Source organism: Bacteroides gallinarum DSM 18171 = JCM 13658 (genome assembly GCF_000374365.1).
GTDB classification, from domain to species: domain Bacteria; phylum Bacteroidota; class Bacteroidia; order Bacteroidales; family Bacteroidaceae; genus Bacteroides; species Bacteroides gallinarum.
The window spans coordinates 1-19,126 of record NZ_KB894161.1; the positions used below are offsets into that span (position 1 = coordinate 1).

The window sequence follows — 19,126 nt, forward strand, 5'->3', positions numbered from 1 at the left end:
TAAGCTGAGCGCCCCGTTTCTTTATAAAGCTTCTTGAAATTATCAAGATCGAGACTGTCAACAACTGCATTGACTATGCGGACAGGGTCGCCCGCAGCTATGTTTTCATCAATTCTTTGTGGAAAAAGAACCGTTTGGTTGGGAATGTAAGGACGAAAATGTAACTTTGCCATAACGAAAAAACTGATGCCTAAAGTTACATAAACTTTGGCTAATAACAAAGCCCGGGCTTGGGAAAGTCTGGGCTTTGTGCATAAAAAAGGTTGTGTCAAAATGTTGACACAACCTCTCATTGTTTAAAAGAATTTACGAATACTCCCTAAAACAGCAAATACCCGCCGAATCATTTCGACTGGAATTTCTTGTTCGCAGAACTCAGGGGACTTGTTTGCTGGAATGAGACGCACAAAACCTTTTTGTTCACCAGGACGGATACGTTTTACTGTACGGTAATCATCTGTTATGATACCATATATTTCGCCAGCAGGAAGGTATTCTATGGGAGATTTAACCTCTTTCAGTGCTATTACGTCTCCATTGCTTATCTCTGGTTCCATGGAATGTCCGGTAAGGTTACACCACATTACTCCCGGCTTGTTGTATGGCGGATAGTTTATATAATAGTCCGGCAGTTGCGTCTGGTCATTGGAAACAAACTCAAAACCACCTATGAAATCTACATTATAATAAGGAGCACCTTTATATTCCTGGTTGATACTGGGGAGTGGTTCTGGAGTTGACACATCATTAGTACGGAGCATAGCACCTTCACCAGTAAGAAGCCATTTTAAATCAATAATATCAGAATATTCTGATGTTGAAAAACGACGAAAGAAGTCATAACTTGGTGCAGACTTCATATTAATAACGTCATAAACAGTCTGTGCACGCTCGTATCCCAGCTTTACAGCGAATCCATTACGTGTATCACCCGTGTATTGCAGGATTTCTGTTATTCTTGCAGAAATTTCTGCATTTTTATTTTCTTTTTCTTTGTTCATATCAGAATATTCTGCAAGTTTGCAGCGTAATCAATGGTTTGCAACATGTATAATCGTTTACAGCGGATAAAGATAATCATTAAACTTTAAATAATAATAAGTATGGAAAAGGTTTTAGAACACGTTTCGGAGAACTTATCGGTCGAGATATTTCCGGATGACAAGTTTGAATTCCTGATAACAACAAATGAAGCGGCAAAAGGATTTGGAATTAACCCCTCCTCTTTACGTTCTCAGAAGCACGACCATCGTGATGAATTAATAGAGGGAAAACACTTCATTACGAGCGTTGGTATTTCCAACGCAGGGTGCAAATCAGGCGGTTATCTTCAAAACAAGCAAATTCTTTGGACTAAACGTGGTATTGTCCGTCTCGGCTTCTTCATCAAGAGCGAACGGGCGAAAATGTTCCGTGACTGGGCAGAGGACTTAGTCGTGAACAGGATTGATGAAGCCTACCGGATACAATCCCAGGTGCAGCAGCTCTCCCTTTTTCCAGAACCGGTGAAACGCAACCACAACCGCCTGACAAAGGAACGTCTGGTGGATATACTTGCCGACGTGGCTCGGATAGAGGATAAAGAACTGCGCCTGACGCTTGTAGATAAACTGACAAACATTAAAGCATAGTAGACATGAAAAAGATTGACTGGGAAGATTCCCGAAAGAAAACTGCCGCTTATGAATATCTGGTAAAAGTATTCAAGACCACTAAACCGAGTGTAAGCCTTGCCATGAGCTTTAAACGGAACAGTCTTGAAGCGGCGCGGATGCGGCATGTAGCTGTACATGAACTTGGCGGGCGGCTGTTGAGTGACGAGAATGTGACTGTTTCTCCAGTAAAGGTACTGGACTCTCATGGAAATGTGAAAGCAGTAATAACAGACGATTCGGTAATTTCATAATATGGGCGATATTCTTATTTGGATTCTCCAAGCGTTTCTTTGCGCTCCCGTCCTTTAGTCTGTGTCCAGCTACATAAATCAAAACGATAGAAAGAATCCGATAAAAGAAGACTTTGCCCCATAATGATTGATTTTAAAATTAGTATTAGTTAGACAGCTACAAATGTAGCGAAACTATCTCGGTTCGGGATGAATAGGGATAGATTTTCAATTGAAATCAAAGACAAAAAAACTCTACGATATGAAAACATTAAGAAAAATCCAAAAAATCGCTATTGCCGTAGGTTTGATTTACGGTTTCTGGTTGGGTTGCAATGTGGATGCAACAGAAAGAGACAATACAAGCGCCTTTATCATGGTGGCATTGGCTGCAGTGATTGGTATTTCGATGAGTATCCCCAATAAAGAGCAGGAAAAGAGCCTGTAACGGGTGGCTTTCGCTCCGGTTCGATGCCGGGGCCTGCACAAGTTGAAATGTATAAAGTTTCTGATTATGGAAATGTTTGGAAAGACACTATGCATAACGTTTGATGAACTTGTTCGTAGTGGTATTATGAGTAAATCCAATTTTGATAAACATGTCCGTGAACGCAAATTTCGGGTTTTGCAGAAAGGCGGTAACGGACGTAAAGTGCTTGTAGCTTATGAAACTCTTTCGGATGCACTTCGCTCTGTTGTAGAAGAAAAGCTGCCTGATATTAAAAAACAACTCAAGAAATCACAAACCAGCCCTATGAACATCCGTCTGAAAAGCGACGACAAGGCCGTTGAATTCTACAAGACCTATACTCCCAAGATTTCCATAGACCGGCAGAAAGAATACGTACTCAACGCCAAAGTTATGAATGCCATGATAATACAGGAAACCGGACTGCAAAACAAGCACAGCGAATACGGCTATACCCACAAAAGCCTGGTACGCAATACCGTCATATCCTTATGTGAAGAGCTCCGCAAATCTTTCAACCATACACTTCCGAAAAGCGAATCCCGCCTGCTGGAAAAGTTCAGGGACTACAAGAAGCGGGGCTACGTGGCGTTGGTAAGCGGTACTACCGGCAACCAGAGCGCCCGCAAGATAGGCCCCCGTGAGGGACGTATCCTGCTGCGGCTGAAACGGAGCAAATTTCCGGTATATACCGACGTGCAGATATTCGATGAGTTCAACCGGATTGTGGCGGAACGCAATGCGCGTGTCACCCGTGAGGAAGACAGGCTGAAACCGGTAGAATCCCCCCAGACGGTCATCAACTATCTTTACAAGACCGGCATCAAACTGTGGTGGTATGGCGTTGTACATGGTGAAATCGCCTTCAAGAACGAGTTCATGCCGCAGTTCGATACGAAGCTTCCGCAGATGCCCAATACTCTATGGTACGGTGACGGTACGAAACTGAACCTCTATTACAAGGACTACGACAAGAAGAACAAACGTATGGTGGCACGTACCATCGATGTGTACGAGGTGATGGACGCCTGTTCGGAAATGTTCCTGGGCTACTCCTTCGGTGCGGAGAACTTCCTTACACAATATGAGGCCTACCGTATGGCCCTGGAAACGTGGAAGGTCAAACCTTACGAGATAGTGACCGATAACCAGGGCGGCCATAAGAAACCGGAGACGCAGGCCTTCTTCAAGAAAATATGCCACCTTCACAAGATCACCATGCCGCACAACGGCCAGAGCAAGACCATAGAAAGCGCTTTCGGGCGTTTCCAGCAGCAGGTGATGCACAGGCTCTACAACTATACCGGGCAAAACGTGACCGCCACCAAAGAGAGCAGCCGTGTCAACATCGACCTGATAATGAAAAACATCTCGCAGCTTCCTACCCTGGAAGAGATGAAAGAGCAATACCTGGAATGCCTCCGTGAATGGAACGGCATGCGGCATCCCACCAGCGAAACGGGAATGACCCGCATGGAGATGTACACCACCCTCAACAGCCCGAAAGCCGAACTGCTGGACGAATACGAAGTGCGGGAGCTCTTCAAGCTCCTCAGCAAGGACAGCGTGAAGTACGGCAAACAGGGATTCGTCTTCAGCCGCAACAACAAGGAATACCGCTACATGGTCTACGACGAGTCCGGCCAGGTGGATATGGGCTTCCACATGCAAAATGTGGGCGTCAGCTTCCGTTACAAATACGACCCCATGGACATGACCTCCGTAGAGCTGTGGGAGGTCTGTGCGGGCGACAGGCTGAAATATGCCGCCACCGCCACCCCGAAAGTCGTGTTCCACCGTGCTACCGCTGAGCGCAGCACAGAGGAGAGCGAGCGCCTTTATGCCCAGATACGCGCCCAAAAACGCGCCCTCGCCGGGCACTATATCGCCAGCGAGGAGCTGCTGCTTGAAGAGAGCATGGGCGAGGCCTATACCAGACTCGCAATGCCCTTTCCGGTGGGTGAATCACGGAAGAGCATGGAGCGGCAGCGTGAACAGTATGCCAATGAGGAACTGAAAGCTCCGGTTGCCTATCCCGAAGGTGTGGGTCCCGGAACCTACGAGCCCGAACCGGAGGAATCCCCCGCAGGCATTACCTCCCCGGGTGAATACACCAAGCTGGTTTCCGGAATGACCGAAGCCGAGATGTACCTGTCGTTCCTCAATGACAATTAACCAGTATTCGATAATCAATTAAATACCATTCAAAAATGAAAGAACTCAGCAAACAAGACAAAGACGCCATCCGTGACGTACTGTTGGAATATTGCGGCAACTATCCCAGCCAGAACCGTGCCAGCGAAAGCCTGAACGGAGTCAGCGCCGCCACCGTATCACAGATTTGTAACCGGAAGTACACCAGTATCAGCGACGACATGTTCAGCCGCATAGCCGCACAGATAGGTTTCAGCATGGACCGTTGGACGCTGACCGAAAGTAACGCCTTCCAGCGGATAACTTTTGCGATGTCCGATGCGCAGGCCTATAAGAACACCACCTGGGTGGTGGGCGATGCAGGCTGCGGCAAGACGACCGCCGCCATCGAGTACCGCCGTACACACCGCAATGTATTTTACATCCTTTGTTCCGAAGACATGAGAAAGAGCGATTTCGTCCGGGAAATCGCCAGGCAGGTCGGCGCTCCGGTGGACGGGCCCAACCTGCGTGACATCCTTGAATATGCCATTTCCATGATAGCCTTCCTGCAGAACCTGCTTATCATTTTTGACGAAGGCGACAAACTGACGGACAGTGTATTTTCTTACTTCATCAGCATATACAACCGCCTGGAGAACAAAGCGGGCATCATCTTTCTTTCCACCGACTATATCAAGCGCCGTGTGGAGAACGGCCTGCGCTATAACAAGAAAGGGTACAAGGAGATAAACAGCCGTATCGGCCGCAAGTTCTTCGATGTGAGTGCCGCCACGGAACAGGATGTGTATGCCATCTGCCAGGCAAACGGGCTGACCGAACCGACAGAGGTAAAACGTGTACTGCGTGAGGCACAGCAGGGGGAATATGACCTTCGCCGGGTGAAACGGGTCGTACATGCCTGCAAGCGCATATTGGAAGCCAGGCGGATGAAAGGGGGTACGGAACAATGAGTGAAGCGGTGAATGATGCCAGGACCTTTGCCCGTAATGCCAAGGGCGTACGTGAACTGCTGTCCATGAAATTTGATACGCTCCCTTTCGAGGGTGAATGGTACGATGCTTTCGGTACTCCCGAAAGCCGCGGTGTATGGATAGTCTGGGGGAAGTCGGGCAGCGGAAAGACCTCTTTTGTAATGAAACTCTGCAAGGAGCTGTGCAAATATGGCCGCGTAGTCTACAACAGCCTGGAAGAAGGTATCAGCCTGACCATGCAGAACACCGTACGGCGCAGCAACATGCTGGAGGCGAACCGCCGTTTCCTGTTGGTCTGCGAATCGATGGACGAGCTCAGCCTGCGCCTGAAACGGCAGAAATCACCGGATTTCGTGGTGATAGACAGTTTCCAATACACGTACATGAGCTTTCCCCAGTTTCTTAAGTTCAAGGAGCAGCACAGAAGTAAGCTGCTTGTCTTCATCAGCCATGCCAGCGGTCAAAATCCGGACGGGCGTACAGCCAAAAAGGTTTTGTACAACGCTTCACTGAAAATCTACGTAGAGGGCAAACGTGCCTTTTCCCATGGCCGTTTCATAGGTCCCAAGGGATATTATGATGTCTGGCCGGAAGAGGCGGAAATTTATTTTGGAGAGAAACCTATTTTGAATAATGAAAACAATCAGGAATAAACCTATTACGTCGCAGCAGCTCAAAGCCCTGCACGCCACTTTCCACCGCATCGGTATGGATGAGGACGCCAGACACGGGTGTATCTATGAATTCACCTGCGGACGTACGGCAAGCAGCCGGGAACTGACGATGCACGAGGCGCGGCAGCTGCTGGAAAGGCTGAGCCCGCAGGATGAGTTGGCCCGTATCGAGCGCCTTGAACAATGGACAGGGTTACGCCGTAAGGCCGCTCCCGGTGACTGTACGCCGCTCCCGTTGCCCGATGACGCCGACATGGACGACCTGATGAAACAGAACGAGGCCTGCCGCTACCTTGCCTGCGGCAAGAATACAATCAAGGGCTACGCTTCCCGCGGACTGGTACACAGCTACAAGAAAGGGAAGTTCACTTATTACAGCCGCCGTGAACTGGATAAGAAAATCAGAAAACTCCGCGACGCCCTATAGCCATGCCTGCCGCTTACAACACCACCGAACGTTACCGCGAACTGGAGAACCGGCTCGCTGAATGCCGTGGGCGCATCAACATCCTGGAAAGAAAGCTGATTGAAAGTACCGCTTCCCTTCCGGCAGCCGAATTCGACCGGTTGCTCGACGAGTACAGGGCCGAGCAGGTACGCCTTGCCCACCTGGAACAGGAACAGGACGGAAACAGTACCCCGGCCAAGACGGCAGCCGCCAAGGAGCGCTGGCGCAAGCAGAACCGGGACAGAAGAAAGAAATTGCATTATTAACCCTATAAAAGCATTTATTATGGCAAGAACAAAGAAAACAGTAATCAACGGTATCACCCGCGAACAGGCGGAACAAGCATTTGCGGATTTTGCGGCCGCCGATGCCAAGGTACAGAACCTCACCTCGGAGATGGATATCGAAATGACACGTATCCGTGAAAAGTATGCCGAGCAGCTGGCGGAGCTTTCCGCCGTGAAGGAAAGGAATTTCGACATCATGCAGAGTTACGCCCTTGAAAACAAGGAAGAACTGTTTAGCAAGAGGAAAAGCATCGAGAGCGCCCATGGCGTGTTCGGTTTCCGTACCGGCACGCCGAAGCTGAAGAACCTGAGAGGTTTCACCTGGGCAGCCGTAACCAACATCTGCAAGGAGCTCCTTCCGCAGTATATCCGCACAACGGACGAGCTTGCGAAAGATAAGCTGCTGGCGGACCGTGACAACCCGGAAGTGGCGGAGTACTTCCCGAAGATAGGCGTACAGGTTATACAGGAAGAGACGTTCTATGTGGAACCCAAGAAAGAGAATGATGCGCAGCAATCTGCCTGAGGAATATTACGAATACCAACCGCATGGTAGGAACTGGGTGGTGTACCGTATCCGGCGTGACGCCACCGGTTCCACCGGGACCAAAGTCGGGCAATTCCTCACGAAAAAGGAAGCCCGACGTGAGGTCTACCGATTGAATGGCTGGAAAACAGATCTGAAATGAAAAAGACATTTAAACAATGGGCTAAGCAGGATAAAGACTTGGATGAGTTTTTATCTCCGGGTGACTATATTGATGAAAGGTTATGTAACTATATAGAAGAAATCACTTGTCCTGCATATTGCTCAAAAGACTTTATTCAAGGGTGTGATGTAATTAGAAGTGAAGATAGTGTATTGTTTTACATAACAGTGTATAGAACCAATGATAATAAGTACTTATACCTCGGTGTTTTACCGGAGTTTAAACGGTAATTCAAAACAAATAAAAAAGAATAGGAACTCAATTTTCAAGTCCCTATTCTTTTTCAACGCTTTTGGTTAGGATTTTGGTTAGGAGGAAGAGGAACTGGCTTATCGCTTTTTCTTCTTAATTTTGGAGATTTGCCTTTAACTTGTGGAGATAATAAATTTTTCCTAAGAGCAATACCCATAAGTTCATCCTTCGTTAGAGAAGGATAATGTTGTATCAATTCATTGTAAATATCCTCAAAATCGACTTCCTCACTTCCAACCAAATAGTCCAAGATTGATATAATTTCATCCATAATTCTATATGTTAAATAAGTTTATAACAAAAGTAGGAATTTTATATTATGTATGAAAGTTATTCACAAAAAAATAATTCAAATCAATAAAGCAATGAGCGAACTTAGACTAATAATTAGATGGATACTACTCCCTTTATGGTTAGCCATATTCATTGTTTATTTGCCTATATGGTATATACAAATGAGCTGGTACTATTTTAGCTTCCAAGATTATTGGAGTGCCTATCTGATATTATGGGATAGAGTCATGCTGTTTATGAGACTAAAAACAAAATAAGAAAGAATAATGGCAAAGATAACTTATAAGTCAAGCATTCCCAATGACAAGCCGCTTTGGCTTCTCAAGCTCCAGCTGGCGGTCAGCCAGCTGGATACCACCGGACTGAAAGGAAATGAGCAGGATTTCCGTAATCTGAAATCATTCATCGACGCTGAAATCCGTTCGTTAATGGAAAAAGGCGACATCCGCCGCAGCTTTGTGGAAACAGAACTCCGGCAGGATGAAGGCAGGACGGTGATACATATCTTCCGTAATCACATGGTTGTTCAGACCTATTACATCGAAGCATGAGCGAGAAAAGAGAGGTATTGGTACTCAGTTCCCCGAGCTTCGGTACCGGTAAAGAAACCATAGGCTACTATACGGGGTATGCCTGCGGTTACTGTCACGGTAACGGCTGGTTCTGGAATCCTGAAATCATCCATGAGCGGGTAAAGATATCCTGCCCGAAATGCGGCGGAACCGGACGTGTAAAAGGTCTCGTTACGGTGGAATGGGTTCCGGAGGGGGAAGTGAAAACCGATTCCGGTAAAAAGCAGGAAATATGACCCCGCGCATCCCGATAAACTACATCGTCCGGATAGACAACTTCCATTTGGGCGAGTTCATCTACTACTGGAACTACTACGGACAGCCCTGCCCGCTTCTCCTGCAGAAGCCCAATACGGAAGGTCTTACCGCCATCAGGCTGGTGGTCGACAGTGACGAAGCCGCCAGCTTCCTCTTAAGGGCGAAGGAGAAGACCGGGTGCAGGCTTTATATCGTAAAATAACTTTCAAAACCACAGCAATCATGAAAAAGCATATTTACACAGAGACCGAAAAGGCCGAAATTATCCGGCTGTACCCTCACCGTCCGACCAAGGAGATAGCCCTTCTTCTTGGCATACCGGTTGCCTCCGTTTATAGCCTTGCCGACCGTCTGGGGATAAAGAAATCCCCGGCGTATTTAAAAAGACTGCGCAGCGAGATGTCAAGGCGGCTTGCCGACAGTGGGGCGGCACACCGTTTCTCAAAGGGACAGGTGCCGGCCAACAAGGGTAAGAAAATGAGCACCGAGGTATATGCCAAAGTTTCGACCACCATGTTCAAGAAAGGCCACATGCCGGGCAATACGCTTTATGACGGTGCCGAGAGCGTCCGTAATGATAAAAACGGACATCAGTATATTTGGGTACGTGCCTCTTTGGGGAAATGGGTACCGAAACATGTGCTGTTATGGCAACAGTCACACGGCCCGGTTCCGAAAGGCCACAATATCGTTTTCCGTGACGGCAACACGCTGAACTGCACGCCGGAGAACCTGGAATGCATCAGCAATGCCGAGCTCATGCAGCGTAACAGCCTGCACAACCTGCCCGAAGAGGTAAAAGAGCTCATATATCTGAAGGGGCGCCTTTCGAGGGCTATCAATGAGTCAAACAACCAATAACCAACCAATAAACAACAATCGATTATGAACGCACTCGAACGTCTTCAGGGAATGGTGAACAAACCATACCTGTACAGGAATGAGGAGGTCGTCGTACTGGGCTACTGCGAGGGAACCGGTGATGACGGCGATGAGGTGGAAATCTACCTGAACAACGGCAAGACCCTTGTCTTCAATTATATCAACCTCCCCTCCAAGCTGGAACAGTTCAGGCCTGTAACGGCACAGGTAATCGTACTTGCCAACAAGCGTCTGGATTCGGTATCTGCAGTGAACCCCGGCATTATCCGGCAGTTACGTGATACGGTCCTCCAACAGATTGAGGCTGTCAAATCCTCTCCAGAAGCGGTAGGACAGGCAAAGCAGGTATTCCAGGGGGTGAACACGCTGATAAACCTTGCCAAAACAGAACTGGAGTACCGGAAATTCGTGAACGGAATGGAAAGCGATTGATTTAAAAGCACCGAATATTTTAATTAACAGCAAAATAATCATGAGTTATTTTATAGACTACATCAAAACCTACGCAAATGTTAACAGGAAAGGCCGTGAGCTGCAGATATACGTGCAGCAATTTGAGCACTACCTGATAGATGACGAAAATTCACTCAAGGCACTGAAATATGATATTGAGTGCCGGATAATGGCGATGAATGAGAAATACCCCCGCAGCCGTCCGGTCCGGCTGGACGTGTTTAATGACGGCAGAGCCGGACAATGGACCATTCTTGTGGAACATGACAGCGACAGTATTGTCTGTACCATATCCTATAAGAAGGTTCTGGGGTGTTATGCGGCAAGCAATATGAACGGTAAAGACAGGAGACAATGAGACGATTTACAACCGAAACATTTTTCGTTCCCCTGAAAATCAGTGAGGAACTTGGTATGACGTCCGTCAAGGGCAAGGACGGCAAGGAGAAGAAATTCAGGACGCGTAAGGCTGTCGAAAAGTACTGCAAGGAGAACAAATGCATCTATGTCGAGCATAAATTCATATTCTACAGATAATAAGATATGGGATTGTGGAAAAAGCTGTTGTATGGGAGTACGACAGCTTTTTTTGTATCGGATTGTCATTTTGGATATCTTTGTACCATATTCCAGAAATAACCAAGCCTATCCGGATATGAGCAAGCATAGGGGAAAAATCATCGGCAGGAGCTATGCCCACAAGGTGGGTGAAATACTCCGTATCTACGACGAACATGCACGCAGCGGTCTTTCCAACCGTGAAATCCTGCGCCGCTACATCTATCCCGTTTACCCTATCTGTGAAAAAACGTTCTACAACATCATCAACGCCAGTGCCGACCCGCGCATTATCCGCCAGCAGGAAGACCTGAAACGCCAGCTATCCTTATTTTAGGTTTCTGCGACGGCCGGTCCGGAATGCATGTCTCCTGTTCCGCCGTCGTTCCGTATACGGTGGAGGCGTATTCCGTTTCATATACCTTTATTCCTCCGGGCAGGGAAAAACTCCGGCTCACACGCCTGAGCATTACGGTGGCGCACCCTTCAAACCGTACCCCGTTCATGTAACCGTTCAACCGTTCGGCCATCGCCATCCTCCGGGCGGCATGATGCTCCTGCGTACTTCCATAATGCGTGTCGTCATAGCAGTCGAACGCCAGGCGGAGAGTGAGTGACATTTCCCCGTGCTGTACCCGGAATTTCAGGTCTTTCCATTGTATCTCGGGCATGCTTATGAGCACACAGGGAAACGTGACGGGATACTGGTCTTCCCCGTTAAGAAGCGCCTCCAACTGGCCGTAATCCTCATCAATGAGCGAGAGTACATCGCCCATGTTTTCCGCAATCCTTTTCTGAATTTCATTAAATAGTTGTTCCATAATGCAACGTCATTGGTGAATGATTCTTTTTATTTCCGCATCCAGCTTGTCCCTTATCTTTTTCTCCAGTTCACTGCTGGATACGTCGGGCATGAACTGCCGTTTCGGTATATGCACAGTGAGCCGTTTCTTCGGTGTCAACGCCAGCCGTTTCCACATGAGCGCCTCTTCCGGCGCATTTTCGGTAAGTAGCATACGTTTTTTCCCGCCTTTCTTCATGCCCTTCTTTATTCCGGCCGCTTTGTAGTACATCGCCCAGGCAAATTTCCTCATCTGCGGCGTAACGGCAGGGTGCAGTGTCCCCCCGTAGTTATGAACGGCAGCGTACGGCACGTCGGTATAAACCCTCACCAGCCTGTTCCCCGGGCGGAATTTAATACTGCCTGAAAGGTGGTTCCTGCCTGAAAGCAGCGGTCCGTACTGCGAGGCGGCTCCATTCCCGCCGTTACGTTGCCTGCGGGTTTCTTTCCACCGGTGGAATCCCCCGCCCGTAAATCCCCCCTTACGGAAATCCTCCTCAATATGCCGTTTCGCGATGTTCCCTGCCAATACCGGCATTCTGCGGCTTACCAGTCCGTCCAGTTCCGCGGCTTTCCGCCTGAGCAGGCCGTTAAATTCCCGTATGTTCATCCTTCACCGCCTTTTTTTATCATTTCGTCATATTTCCTGAAGGCTTCCAGCATTTCGGCCGGAACGCCTTTTTCACCTTCCATACGGTAGATTGCGTTCCACTCGGCAAAATTCTCGCTGTAGGCGCTTTTCCCGTATGTGGAAGCCGGCTTTACCCTCAGTCTTTCACTGACCTTTCCCAGGCGTTGGTCCATATAATGCCCTATTTCATGGTGTATTACCGATTTAAGCTGGTCGGCTATGTTCGGATACATCTGTGTAGTGACATCATACAAAGGTTCCTCGCCGTTACTGATTGCCCGTTCCTTGTCGCGTATCTTCCGCTGTACCTTTACAATATTGTCGAGGAGGCTGGACACGTCCTGCTTGAGCATTCTTTTTATGCTTCCCTTAGCCTTCTTTACCCGTTCCTGGGTCTGTTCAAGCTGCATTCTAAGGCTTTCAAGATTCGTCCGGTAACGTTTCAGGCTCTCCTCATGGCTGAGAAGCTTTGCCTTGTAAGAGCTCGTTTCCGACCCCTCCGCATTGTAGAAAAGGCGATACCCGTCGTCTCCCGTGACAAGGCAGGCCCCGGCATCCTTGACAGATGTAATCTCCCTCATCCTTTTGCCGCTGACGGCCGAGAACTCTTTCAGGCCCTCGAACTTCCCCCCGTAGCATTCCAGCGCGTCGAGCACATTGTTGGCCTGTTCCAGTGAAAGCAGGCCGGTGTCAATCTTGCCGATTCCCATTTCTCCGAGGCGTGTACGGACCTCCTCCATGCTTGCCGCCGGTACAAACCCTTTTCCGGGAACCGGTTCCAGCAGTCCGCCGGCGGCTTTCGTGGCTCCCTCGTATGCATTGGCGATATACGGATGTGTGTCGCTGAACAGGCGCCCGTCCACTCCGGGGTTGCTGTCAAGTCCCGGAGCGGGGCGGTCTTCAGGCCGGTCGCTACGTGGAGCTGCCGTAGGCGGCCCGTCAGTGGCGGCAAGGCTGCATTTGCAGTTCCAGCGGTCTCCCGGACGGTGGGCGCTCCAAAACGGGTGGTTTATCGGAAGTATGGTTCCCCAAAACGCCTTATGGTCCGCCCCCCGGATGAACACTCGTACTGGGCATCCATTCCAGGTTGGGCAGCACATCGGAATATCGTTCGAAGCGTTGCCAGTCGGCCGCCTGGCGGGCACGTATGACAGCGGTATTGTACTCCGTTCGTAGCCAGTGCTCCTTGTGGTGGTCGAGTACGGGATAAACATCCTTCTGCCACTGTTTAAAAGGCTTTAGAACGCCGTTCGGGTCGTACAACTGTGCGGCAATGTCATTCTGCATGCGGTGTGCCTTGAATGCCGAAAAGCTGTTCGTTCCCTCCCTCATCCTGCACGTGAAAGCTGCCGGCATCTCCGTCCCGCTTTCCTCCACTCCCCGGCTTTCAGCCTCGTGGAGTATACGGTTTATTTCGTTGAAGAGCCCCGGGTCCACCTGTCTCCTGACATCAGTGTCACCATAATAAATACGTGTGAGCGCTTCCGAGAGCGTACTGCTGTCAAAGACGAACGCGGGACTCATCCCTCCACTTTCCGCCCTGCATTGCAGCGGCGCCACCGAATCGCCCATATAGTCCAGGTCGTCAAGGTCGGGCAGCTGCTGGCTGCCGTAGTAAAGTTCGTCCATCACCATTCTAAAGCCCCGCCTTCCTCCTGCGGGGCCCGGACGAAAAAACCGTCCGTACGGTTTTGCGGCCGCTTCCCGCCTGCCGGTTGCGGTGTCATCCGGGCGAAGGAGGAGACGGCCTGCTGTCCCGTTATCCTCTTTTCCTCCAGCTCCGCTTTCAGCCGTTTATACTCCTGCGGTTTTTCAATATGCAGCTGTTCGTACAGATAGTCGTCAGCAACGGGAATACCGAATACGGATACGGCTTTCTCCAGCAGCCCGGCTTTCACCTTCACGCCCTCCATATCGGGTTCTTCCACATAAACGAACTCGCCTTCCCGGGGGGTTATACCCAGCGACGCGAACAGCTCCGCCATGTCATAGTTCAGCAGGTTCAGTATACTTAACGCGTCCTGCTCTATGATTTCCTGCTCCACCTTATTGTGTACGGTCCCGAGCGCCTGTGTCCCTGTTTCGCTTGCTTCGGTTGTAAGCGTGTTTCCCAGTACCGCCTTACTCATTTCCGCATTGTAACGGTCGACGAGGGAGGAATACATACTGCTGCTCCCGGACAGGTTTCCCGGTTCCACGAACTCCAGTGTTGTCCCGTCCGGACAAAGGAACACGGTCGCCCCGCCCTGTGCGGTTGCCGCTTCCAGTGTGGCGTTACGCGCTTCCGGGTCCGCAGCGTCGTAGGTGTACTTACGTACCGGACGGCCGAATATCTCGGCGAGCTCGGCCCAGTCGCCTATCGTCCCTCTTTTATAGATAACGTACGGAGCCGTACGGGCCAGAATTCCCAACGGTTCTTTACCGCGTATCATCAGCAGGTCGGAATATTCCTCAAAGGGCTCTCCCGTAATATCGGCCTGGCGGGTCTTGATGAGGTTCAGTACCGGGTCCACATGCTTTCTGGGCACCATGTAGTAGTCTATCCATCCTTTCTCATTGATATAGAACTGTACAAGCGTGAACCCCCAGTAATCTGCATCCAGCGCGTCACTGATGAACCTCAGGAACCACGGAGAACTGATTTGCCCGTTCACCTTGTCGTCGGCCACCCCATTACGCCGGAACTCTATTTTCCGTCCCAGCACCCCGCTTTTCCGCTTCTGCACCACGCTGAACAGATGCGGGTCCATTAATGATTCGCTGTATATGTCATAGAGCCTGACCCGGCTTGTGAAGTCCACATTCTCCGCATTACGGATTGCATCCATATAGTCATTCAACCCGATACCGAACCGGTGCGGCTGTGTCAGTATTACGGTTGCTCCGGGGCGTGTTACATTACTGCCTTCCGTGATACGTTTCCCGGTGCTTTCGGCTTTCCGGTTCTTGAAAAAAGGAATTTTAAGGTTCATGTTTTTTCAGTTTTCGTTTTATCGATGCTTAGATATGATTGACCCTTTTAGGGTTGCTTTTCATCAGCCACGGGCTGTTTTGCCGCAGCGTTTCATCCGGCAGGAGCGACGCCCCGTCAATGGCGATTTTGCAGGCCGCCACCTGCTTCAGCCACTCCACGGCCCTCTCGTACCTGTCCTTACGGATTTGGGACATCTTCTGCGGGTTATGGATACTGAATAAGTGGTAAACGGCGATGTCTACCGCCAGCATCAGGACAAGCTGGTTCCGGGCTTCCCCTTCAGCTGAAAAGATTGCATCCACATCATACCGGCCGCTAAGATACCCGCGCATCTCGGCAACGGCACGGTCCTCGCAGATTTCGACAATGGCGCTGTCGCTGCGTGTCAGGGCGTCCAGTATCTCGCGGTGTATACTGGCGTCATAGTCCTCCTGTGTTATGAATTTGCTCATGGCTATAATCGTTTGGGGTTCCGGCGTGCGCTGTGATGAATCACCGTCACCGGTTCCAATTGTTGTACTTTCTTTTTCAGGATACGAAGTCCGCCTTCCACGCAGTCGGGGCCGTCGGCGGGAAATTTGAGCCGGAGGGTGAAGAGCCTGAACTGGTCGTCCAGACGTTTCATGTGCGGGTTGTCCCGCTCTGCTTCGTTAAAAACAAGGTTCCCCTCCCGGTTGAGAGGTTCCAGGTTCGCCTCGATACGTGTGGCCTTTTCGGTCTTCCTGTCCTCATCCGGATGAATATATAGCTGCACGTTTCTCTCGTTGCGCACCTTTGCCACCAGGGGCTTGAACACCTGCTGGAAAAAAGGGTCCTGCAGCTTGTTGTTTTCCATATAGCAGTACACCGGAACTTTACCGCCAACATATTCGAGCAACTGCACGTACCAGTCGATGAAGTCCGAGTTCAGCCCCCTGTCCAGACGCACGTTGACGATATACACCTTCTGCCTAAGCTGTCCCATTAGCACGCAGCTTTTCGTGCTGCTGTTCCTGCTCCTGTTCTCTCCCGGCGCGGGGTCCCCGTATATAACCAGGAACTGGAACTTTTTCAGGTCGGGCACTTTCCCGTAGGTTATCTCCCTGAACACCTCTCCTTCGGTCACCGGGTTGTTGAAGTACTCAGTCTGCTGTGCGGCCGTACTGATTTTCGAGAGTGCCGTGTCGATATCCTCTTCCGTGTTTTTTGCCGGCCATGTGCTCCGCCCCTCCTTATCCCGTATGTTCACTATATCCCAATGGTCGGCCGCTTCTCCAGCCCGCGTTACGCAGCAGTCGCGCGCGATAATGTTTCCGCAGAATATGATAAGCGTCTTTATGGCCGTGTCACGTGTCCCGTACAACGCCTTTTCCCACCAGTCCCAGTTCTTCTGGACCGTATCCGGGTTACGTACCGACTCATCCGTATCGAAATCGTCCACGAGCAGTACGTCCGGGCGTACGGCTCCGTTACGGCTTCCCCGCGGTGCATTTCCGGCACCTACCGCCCTGAACGCACACCCGCATTTGGCAACGAACTCCTCCGCGCACCAGTTTCCCGGACTGACCTGTATGCCGTAATACGCCCTTATCAGCGCGTTTTCCTCGAACTGTTTCTTGTAGGGAGCGAGCAACCGTACCGCACTGTCCTGCGTGGCGGATGCCATCATCACGTTGCACTTTCTTCCTGTCAAGACCAGATACATTACGATGAACATCACCGTCGTACTTTTCGCCAGCCCGCGCGCCCAGGATAGCATCTCAAACCATTCCCCATGCCTTACGCACCGCCGTATGGCCTTTATGTGGAAATCCGCGAACTCGAACCTGCAATATTCCGGAAAGAAGAACTTTATCCATTCTACCGGGTCCGCCTCCAGCCTGGCGCGGTCTTTGGCAATCTGCGCCTGCGTCAGGCCCACATCCGAATTCTGCCTGCGCAGCCCTGCCTCGTAAAACACCGCCCATTCCCTGAGCATGTCCCTGTCTTTCTGTGTCTGCGTCATAGGCTGTCCTTTATAAATGCGTCCCACAGGCGGAGGAACTCCTTGCTTTTCTCCAGGTCGAAGGGCCGCAGCCAGTTTATGAACTTCATTCCCACGCTGATGATGTCGGCTATACCGACGTCGGTCTCCATTTTCTTGATTGCCGTCGCCAGCTTGCTGAGCGTATCGGCTTCCGCCGTCGTGGGGAAGCGCTTCCCTTCTTCCCTCTGGCTGATGACACGGTTTATTTCCGACACCTGCCTGTGCAGTGCCGCCACCTGCTGTTCTCTGGTGAGTGTTATCCCCACCTTCAGTTCTTCCCATTTCTCCTCTCTCATCCATCTTGCAACGGTCTGCCGTGTCACGCCGGCCTTGTCGGCAATCTCCTGTTGCGTAAGGTTGTCCTTGAGATAGAGAGTACGGGCGTAATCCTTCTTCTGCTGTGAGCTGAGTTCTGCCATACTCGTTTGTCCTTTTATGATTTTACGCAAAGTTCACTATCCTGCCCGTGAATAGGAAAAAAGGGTGAAAGGGTTGCAGGTAACGGTGCATGGCCTGCGTACTTGCGCGTAACGGTTACACACTTTTTTGTGGGGTTGTCATTGCCTCTGTAAGTTTGCCGCAAATAAACCGAATGAGCATGAAAGTTTTTAAATCCATATTGAATGAAAAGACCGCATGCCTGCTGCTTTACGGAGAAATCAGCGACGAAGGCGGGGAAGGCAGGATAGCCAGCCGTGACATCGTGAACGAACTGATGCACCTGGACAGCTATGAAAACCTGAATATCCGCATCAATTCCATTGGGGGTGACGTTTACCCCGGTATTGCCATTTTCAACGCCATCCGCCAGTGCAGGAGCAATGTCACCATTTATATCGACGGCATCGCCGCCAGCATCGCCGGTGTGATATCCCTGTGCGGGAAACGTGTCGAGATGAGCCGGTACGCCCGTATGATGCTGCACAACGTTTCCGGCGGCTGTTACGGCAACAAGCAGGACCTGCGCGACATGATATCCACCATTGAAAGCCTGGAGGATACCATTGCCGAAATCATCGGCGAACGTTGCGGCAAGGGCAAGGAGGAGGTAAAAGAAACCTACTTTGACGGCGCCGACCATTGGCTGAAAGCCGAAGAAGCCCTGCAGCTGGGGCTGATTGACGCCATTTATGACGTGGAGCCCGTTCCCGAAGGGAGCAGCACGGATGACATCTACCGTATATTCACTAACCGGCTGGAGCTGGAACAGCAAAGGCCACAAAACCCCGATAAGATGAAATTGGAAGACTTTAAGAAAATTCCCCGTTTCGCCAACTGCGCTGACGAGGCGGCGGTAATGGCCATGCTGGGCGAGACGGCCCAGAAGGCGGACAAGGCCGATGACCTGGAGAAGGAGAACGGCGAGCTGAAGGAAAAGCTGGAACAGCAGGAAAAGGAACGGATTGAGAACGCCGTGGCGGATGCCGTGGCGGACGGGCGTATCGGTGCCGACCAGAAGGATACCTACCGGAATATCCTGAAATCGAACTTTAAGGACGGCATGACCGCACTGAAAGCCTTGAAGCCGAAAAGACTGCTGAAGGACAGGCTGGGTTCTCCGGTTCCCGGCGAAAATGGGAGCCCCTGGCAGAAACGCCAGAAAGAAATTGAGACCAACCGCAAAAAGTAGTATGCCATGATTCCAATCAAGGACCCCAAAAACGTCAAGCTGGGCGGCAGCTCCTATTTCGGCAAGAAGATAGGCAGCAGCGTACGCAGTGCCGGCAGCGCCCCGCAGATTCGCGGAAGACAGAAAGTGAAAATGTAGTGCCCATTGGCAGTAAACGTTAATAATTAAAAACAGA

Annotated in this window: 31 protein-coding genes and 1 pseudogene; 21 read left to right on the forward strand and 11 right to left on the reverse strand. The window is 50.4% G+C overall.

The annotated features are described in order from the left end of the window. A pseudogene (locus C233_RS24275) lies at positions 1-173 on the reverse strand (IS5/IS1182 family transposase); the annotation flags it as partial. A gap of 123 nt (positions 174-296) precedes the next feature. Then, positions 297-1,001, reverse strand: coding sequence for a S24 family peptidase (locus C233_RS0118245; protein WP_018668973.1), 705 nt, complete (start codon positions 999-1,001; stop codon positions 297-299). Between the two features lie 102 nt (positions 1,002-1,103). On the opposite strand from C233_RS0118245, the gene C233_RS24695 reads away from it, so the two are divergent. From C233_RS24695 to C233_RS0118300, 11 genes are all read left to right on the forward strand, one after another. Beyond that, positions 1,104-1,631: a hypothetical protein gene (locus C233_RS24695; protein WP_018668974.1), complete on the forward strand. Its 528-nt coding sequence runs from the start codon at positions 1,104-1,106 to the stop codon at positions 1,629-1,631. 5 nt (positions 1,632-1,636) lie between these two features. Then, positions 1,637-1,906, forward strand: a complete 270-nt coding sequence (locus C233_RS0118255) for a hypothetical protein (RefSeq protein WP_018668975.1) — start codon at positions 1,637-1,639, stop codon at positions 1,904-1,906. 241 nt (positions 1,907-2,147) lie between these two features. Next, complete coding sequence (locus tag C233_RS0118260) at positions 2,148-2,333, forward strand: hypothetical protein (RefSeq protein ID WP_018668976.1); 186 nt, start codon at positions 2,148-2,150, stop codon at positions 2,331-2,333. 126 nt (positions 2,334-2,459) lie between these two features. Further along, a complete protein-coding gene (locus tag C233_RS0118265) occupies positions 2,460-4,529 on the forward strand; it encodes a hypothetical protein (RefSeq protein ID WP_018668977.1) in 2,070 nt (689 codons plus the stop codon). A 35-nt stretch (positions 4,530-4,564) separates the two neighbouring features. Then, complete coding sequence (locus C233_RS0118270; protein WP_018668978.1) at positions 4,565-5,461, forward strand: AAA family ATPase; 897 nt, start codon at positions 4,565-4,567, stop codon at positions 5,459-5,461. Beyond that, entirely contained in the window at positions 5,458-6,135 is a 678-nt protein-coding gene (locus C233_RS0118275; RefSeq protein WP_018668979.1) for a DNA repair protein RadA family protein, read from the forward strand. The genes C233_RS0118270 and C233_RS0118275 overlap by 4 nt, the downstream gene beginning before the upstream one ends. Then, on the forward strand, positions 6,116-6,583 hold the full coding sequence (locus C233_RS24905) for a helix-turn-helix domain-containing protein (RefSeq protein WP_018668980.1): 468 nt from the start codon (positions 6,116-6,118) through the stop codon (positions 6,581-6,583). Before C233_RS0118275 ends, C233_RS24905 begins: the two co-directional genes overlap by 20 nt. A gap of 2 nt (positions 6,584-6,585) precedes the next feature. Further along, positions 6,586-6,870, forward strand: a complete 285-nt coding sequence (locus tag C233_RS0118285; protein WP_018668981.1) for a hypothetical protein — start codon at positions 6,586-6,588, stop codon at positions 6,868-6,870. Positions 6,871-6,889: 19 nt separating this feature from the next. Then, on the forward strand, positions 6,890-7,417 hold the full coding sequence (locus C233_RS0118290) for a host-nuclease inhibitor Gam family protein (RefSeq protein WP_018668982.1): 528 nt from the start codon (positions 6,890-6,892) through the stop codon (positions 7,415-7,417). Then, positions 7,374-7,580 (forward strand): hypothetical protein, encoded by a 207-nt coding sequence (locus C233_RS0118295; RefSeq protein WP_244149082.1) that lies wholly within the window; start codon positions 7,374-7,376, stop codon positions 7,578-7,580. The genes C233_RS0118290 and C233_RS0118295 overlap by 44 nt, the downstream gene beginning before the upstream one ends. After that, complete coding sequence (locus tag C233_RS0118300) at positions 7,577-7,831, forward strand: hypothetical protein (protein WP_018668984.1); 255 nt, start codon at positions 7,577-7,579, stop codon at positions 7,829-7,831. The genes C233_RS0118295 and C233_RS0118300 overlap by 4 nt, the downstream gene beginning before the upstream one ends. Before the next feature lie 53 nt (positions 7,832-7,884). Here C233_RS0118300 and C233_RS0118305 read toward each other — a convergent pair whose 3' ends face one another. Next, on the reverse strand, positions 7,885-8,124 hold the full coding sequence (locus C233_RS0118305; protein WP_018668985.1) for a hypothetical protein: 240 nt from the start codon (positions 8,122-8,124) through the stop codon (positions 7,885-7,887). A 289-nt stretch (positions 8,125-8,413) separates the two neighbouring features. On the opposite strand from C233_RS0118305, the gene C233_RS0118315 reads away from it, so the two are divergent. From C233_RS0118315 to C233_RS0118350, 8 genes are all read left to right on the forward strand, one after another. Continuing rightward, positions 8,414-8,698, forward strand: coding sequence for a hypothetical protein (locus tag C233_RS0118315; RefSeq protein ID WP_018668987.1), 285 nt, complete (start codon positions 8,414-8,416; stop codon positions 8,696-8,698). Beyond that, on the forward strand, positions 8,695-8,955 hold the full coding sequence (locus C233_RS0118320; RefSeq protein WP_018668988.1) for a hypothetical protein: 261 nt from the start codon (positions 8,695-8,697) through the stop codon (positions 8,953-8,955). The genes C233_RS0118315 and C233_RS0118320 overlap by 4 nt, the downstream gene beginning before the upstream one ends. Next, positions 8,952-9,179: a hypothetical protein gene (locus C233_RS0118325; protein ID WP_018668989.1), complete on the forward strand. Its 228-nt coding sequence runs from the start codon at positions 8,952-8,954 to the stop codon at positions 9,177-9,179. The genes C233_RS0118320 and C233_RS0118325 overlap by 4 nt, the downstream gene beginning before the upstream one ends. A gap of 20 nt (positions 9,180-9,199) precedes the next feature. Next, the gene (locus C233_RS0118330; RefSeq protein ID WP_018668990.1) at positions 9,200-9,838 is read left to right on the forward strand and encodes an HNH endonuclease signature motif containing protein; all 639 of its coding nucleotides are present in this window, start codon (positions 9,200-9,202) and stop codon (positions 9,836-9,838) included. Positions 9,839-9,862: 24 nt separating this feature from the next. After that, positions 9,863-10,291, forward strand: a complete 429-nt coding sequence (locus C233_RS0118335; protein ID WP_018668991.1) for a hypothetical protein — start codon at positions 9,863-9,865, stop codon at positions 10,289-10,291. 40 nt (positions 10,292-10,331) lie between these two features. Beyond that, entirely contained in the window at positions 10,332-10,670 is a 339-nt protein-coding gene (locus C233_RS0118340) for a hypothetical protein (RefSeq protein ID WP_018668992.1), read from the forward strand. Then, a complete protein-coding gene (locus C233_RS0118345) occupies positions 10,667-10,849 on the forward strand; it encodes a hypothetical protein (protein ID WP_018668993.1) in 183 nt (60 codons plus the stop codon). The genes C233_RS0118340 and C233_RS0118345 overlap by 4 nt, the downstream gene beginning before the upstream one ends. 118 nt (positions 10,850-10,967) lie before the next feature. Next, complete coding sequence (locus C233_RS0118350) at positions 10,968-11,207, forward strand: hypothetical protein (protein ID WP_018668994.1); 240 nt, start codon at positions 10,968-10,970, stop codon at positions 11,205-11,207. Here the strand turns inward: C233_RS0118350 and C233_RS22860 are convergent. Genes C233_RS22860 through C233_RS0118385 form a run of 8 tightly spaced genes read right to left on the reverse strand, consistent with a single transcriptional unit; the run spans position 11,161 to position 17,740 of the window. Beyond that, a complete protein-coding gene (locus tag C233_RS22860; RefSeq protein ID WP_025069112.1) occupies positions 11,161-11,691 on the reverse strand; it encodes a hypothetical protein in 531 nt (176 codons plus the stop codon). The two genes, C233_RS0118350 and C233_RS22860, sit on opposite strands and share 47 nt — an antisense overlap. Before the next feature lie 9 nt (positions 11,692-11,700). After that, positions 11,701-12,321, reverse strand: coding sequence for a phage virion morphogenesis family protein (locus tag C233_RS0118360; RefSeq protein ID WP_018668996.1), 621 nt, complete (start codon positions 12,319-12,321; stop codon positions 11,701-11,703). After that, positions 12,318-13,442 carry a hypothetical protein gene (locus C233_RS25190; RefSeq protein WP_128081971.1) on the reverse strand — a complete coding sequence of 375 codons (1,125 nt, stop codon included), beginning with the start codon at positions 13,440-13,442 and terminating at the stop codon, positions 12,318-12,320. The genes C233_RS0118360 and C233_RS25190 overlap by 4 nt, the downstream gene beginning before the upstream one ends. Further along, complete coding sequence (locus C233_RS23295; protein WP_154656079.1) at positions 13,381-13,971, reverse strand: hypothetical protein; 591 nt, start codon at positions 13,969-13,971, stop codon at positions 13,381-13,383. Before C233_RS23295 ends, C233_RS25190 begins: the two co-directional genes overlap by 62 nt. Next, positions 13,971-15,314, reverse strand: coding sequence for a phage portal protein family protein (locus C233_RS0118370; protein ID WP_018668997.1), 1,344 nt, complete (start codon positions 15,312-15,314; stop codon positions 13,971-13,973). The genes C233_RS23295 and C233_RS0118370 overlap by 1 nt, the downstream gene beginning before the upstream one ends. Before the next feature lie 28 nt (positions 15,315-15,342). Continuing rightward, positions 15,343-15,768, reverse strand: coding sequence for a DUF1320 domain-containing protein (locus C233_RS0118375; protein WP_018668998.1), 426 nt, complete (start codon positions 15,766-15,768; stop codon positions 15,343-15,345). 2 nt (positions 15,769-15,770) lie between these two features. Further along, positions 15,771-17,300: a hypothetical protein gene (locus C233_RS0118380; RefSeq protein ID WP_018668999.1), complete on the reverse strand. Its 1,530-nt coding sequence runs from the start codon at positions 17,298-17,300 to the stop codon at positions 15,771-15,773. Then, positions 17,297-17,740 (reverse strand): DUF1804 family protein, encoded by a 444-nt coding sequence (locus C233_RS0118385; RefSeq protein ID WP_018669000.1) that lies wholly within the window; start codon positions 17,738-17,740, stop codon positions 17,297-17,299. Before C233_RS0118385 ends, C233_RS0118380 begins: the two co-directional genes overlap by 4 nt. A 179-nt stretch (positions 17,741-17,919) precedes the next feature. Here C233_RS0118385 and C233_RS0118390 point away from each other — a divergent pair, with 179 nt between their 5' ends. Together C233_RS0118390 and C233_RS24995 are read left to right on the forward strand one after the other, a co-directional pair. Continuing rightward, a complete protein-coding gene (locus C233_RS0118390; protein WP_025069111.1) occupies positions 17,920-18,951 on the forward strand; it encodes a head maturation protease, ClpP-related in 1,032 nt (343 codons plus the stop codon). A gap of 6 nt (positions 18,952-18,957) precedes the next feature. Then, positions 18,958-19,089: a hypothetical protein gene (locus tag C233_RS24995; RefSeq protein WP_018669002.1), complete on the forward strand. Its 132-nt coding sequence runs from the start codon at positions 18,958-18,960 to the stop codon at positions 19,087-19,089. Positions 19,090-19,126 lie beyond the last annotated feature (37 nt).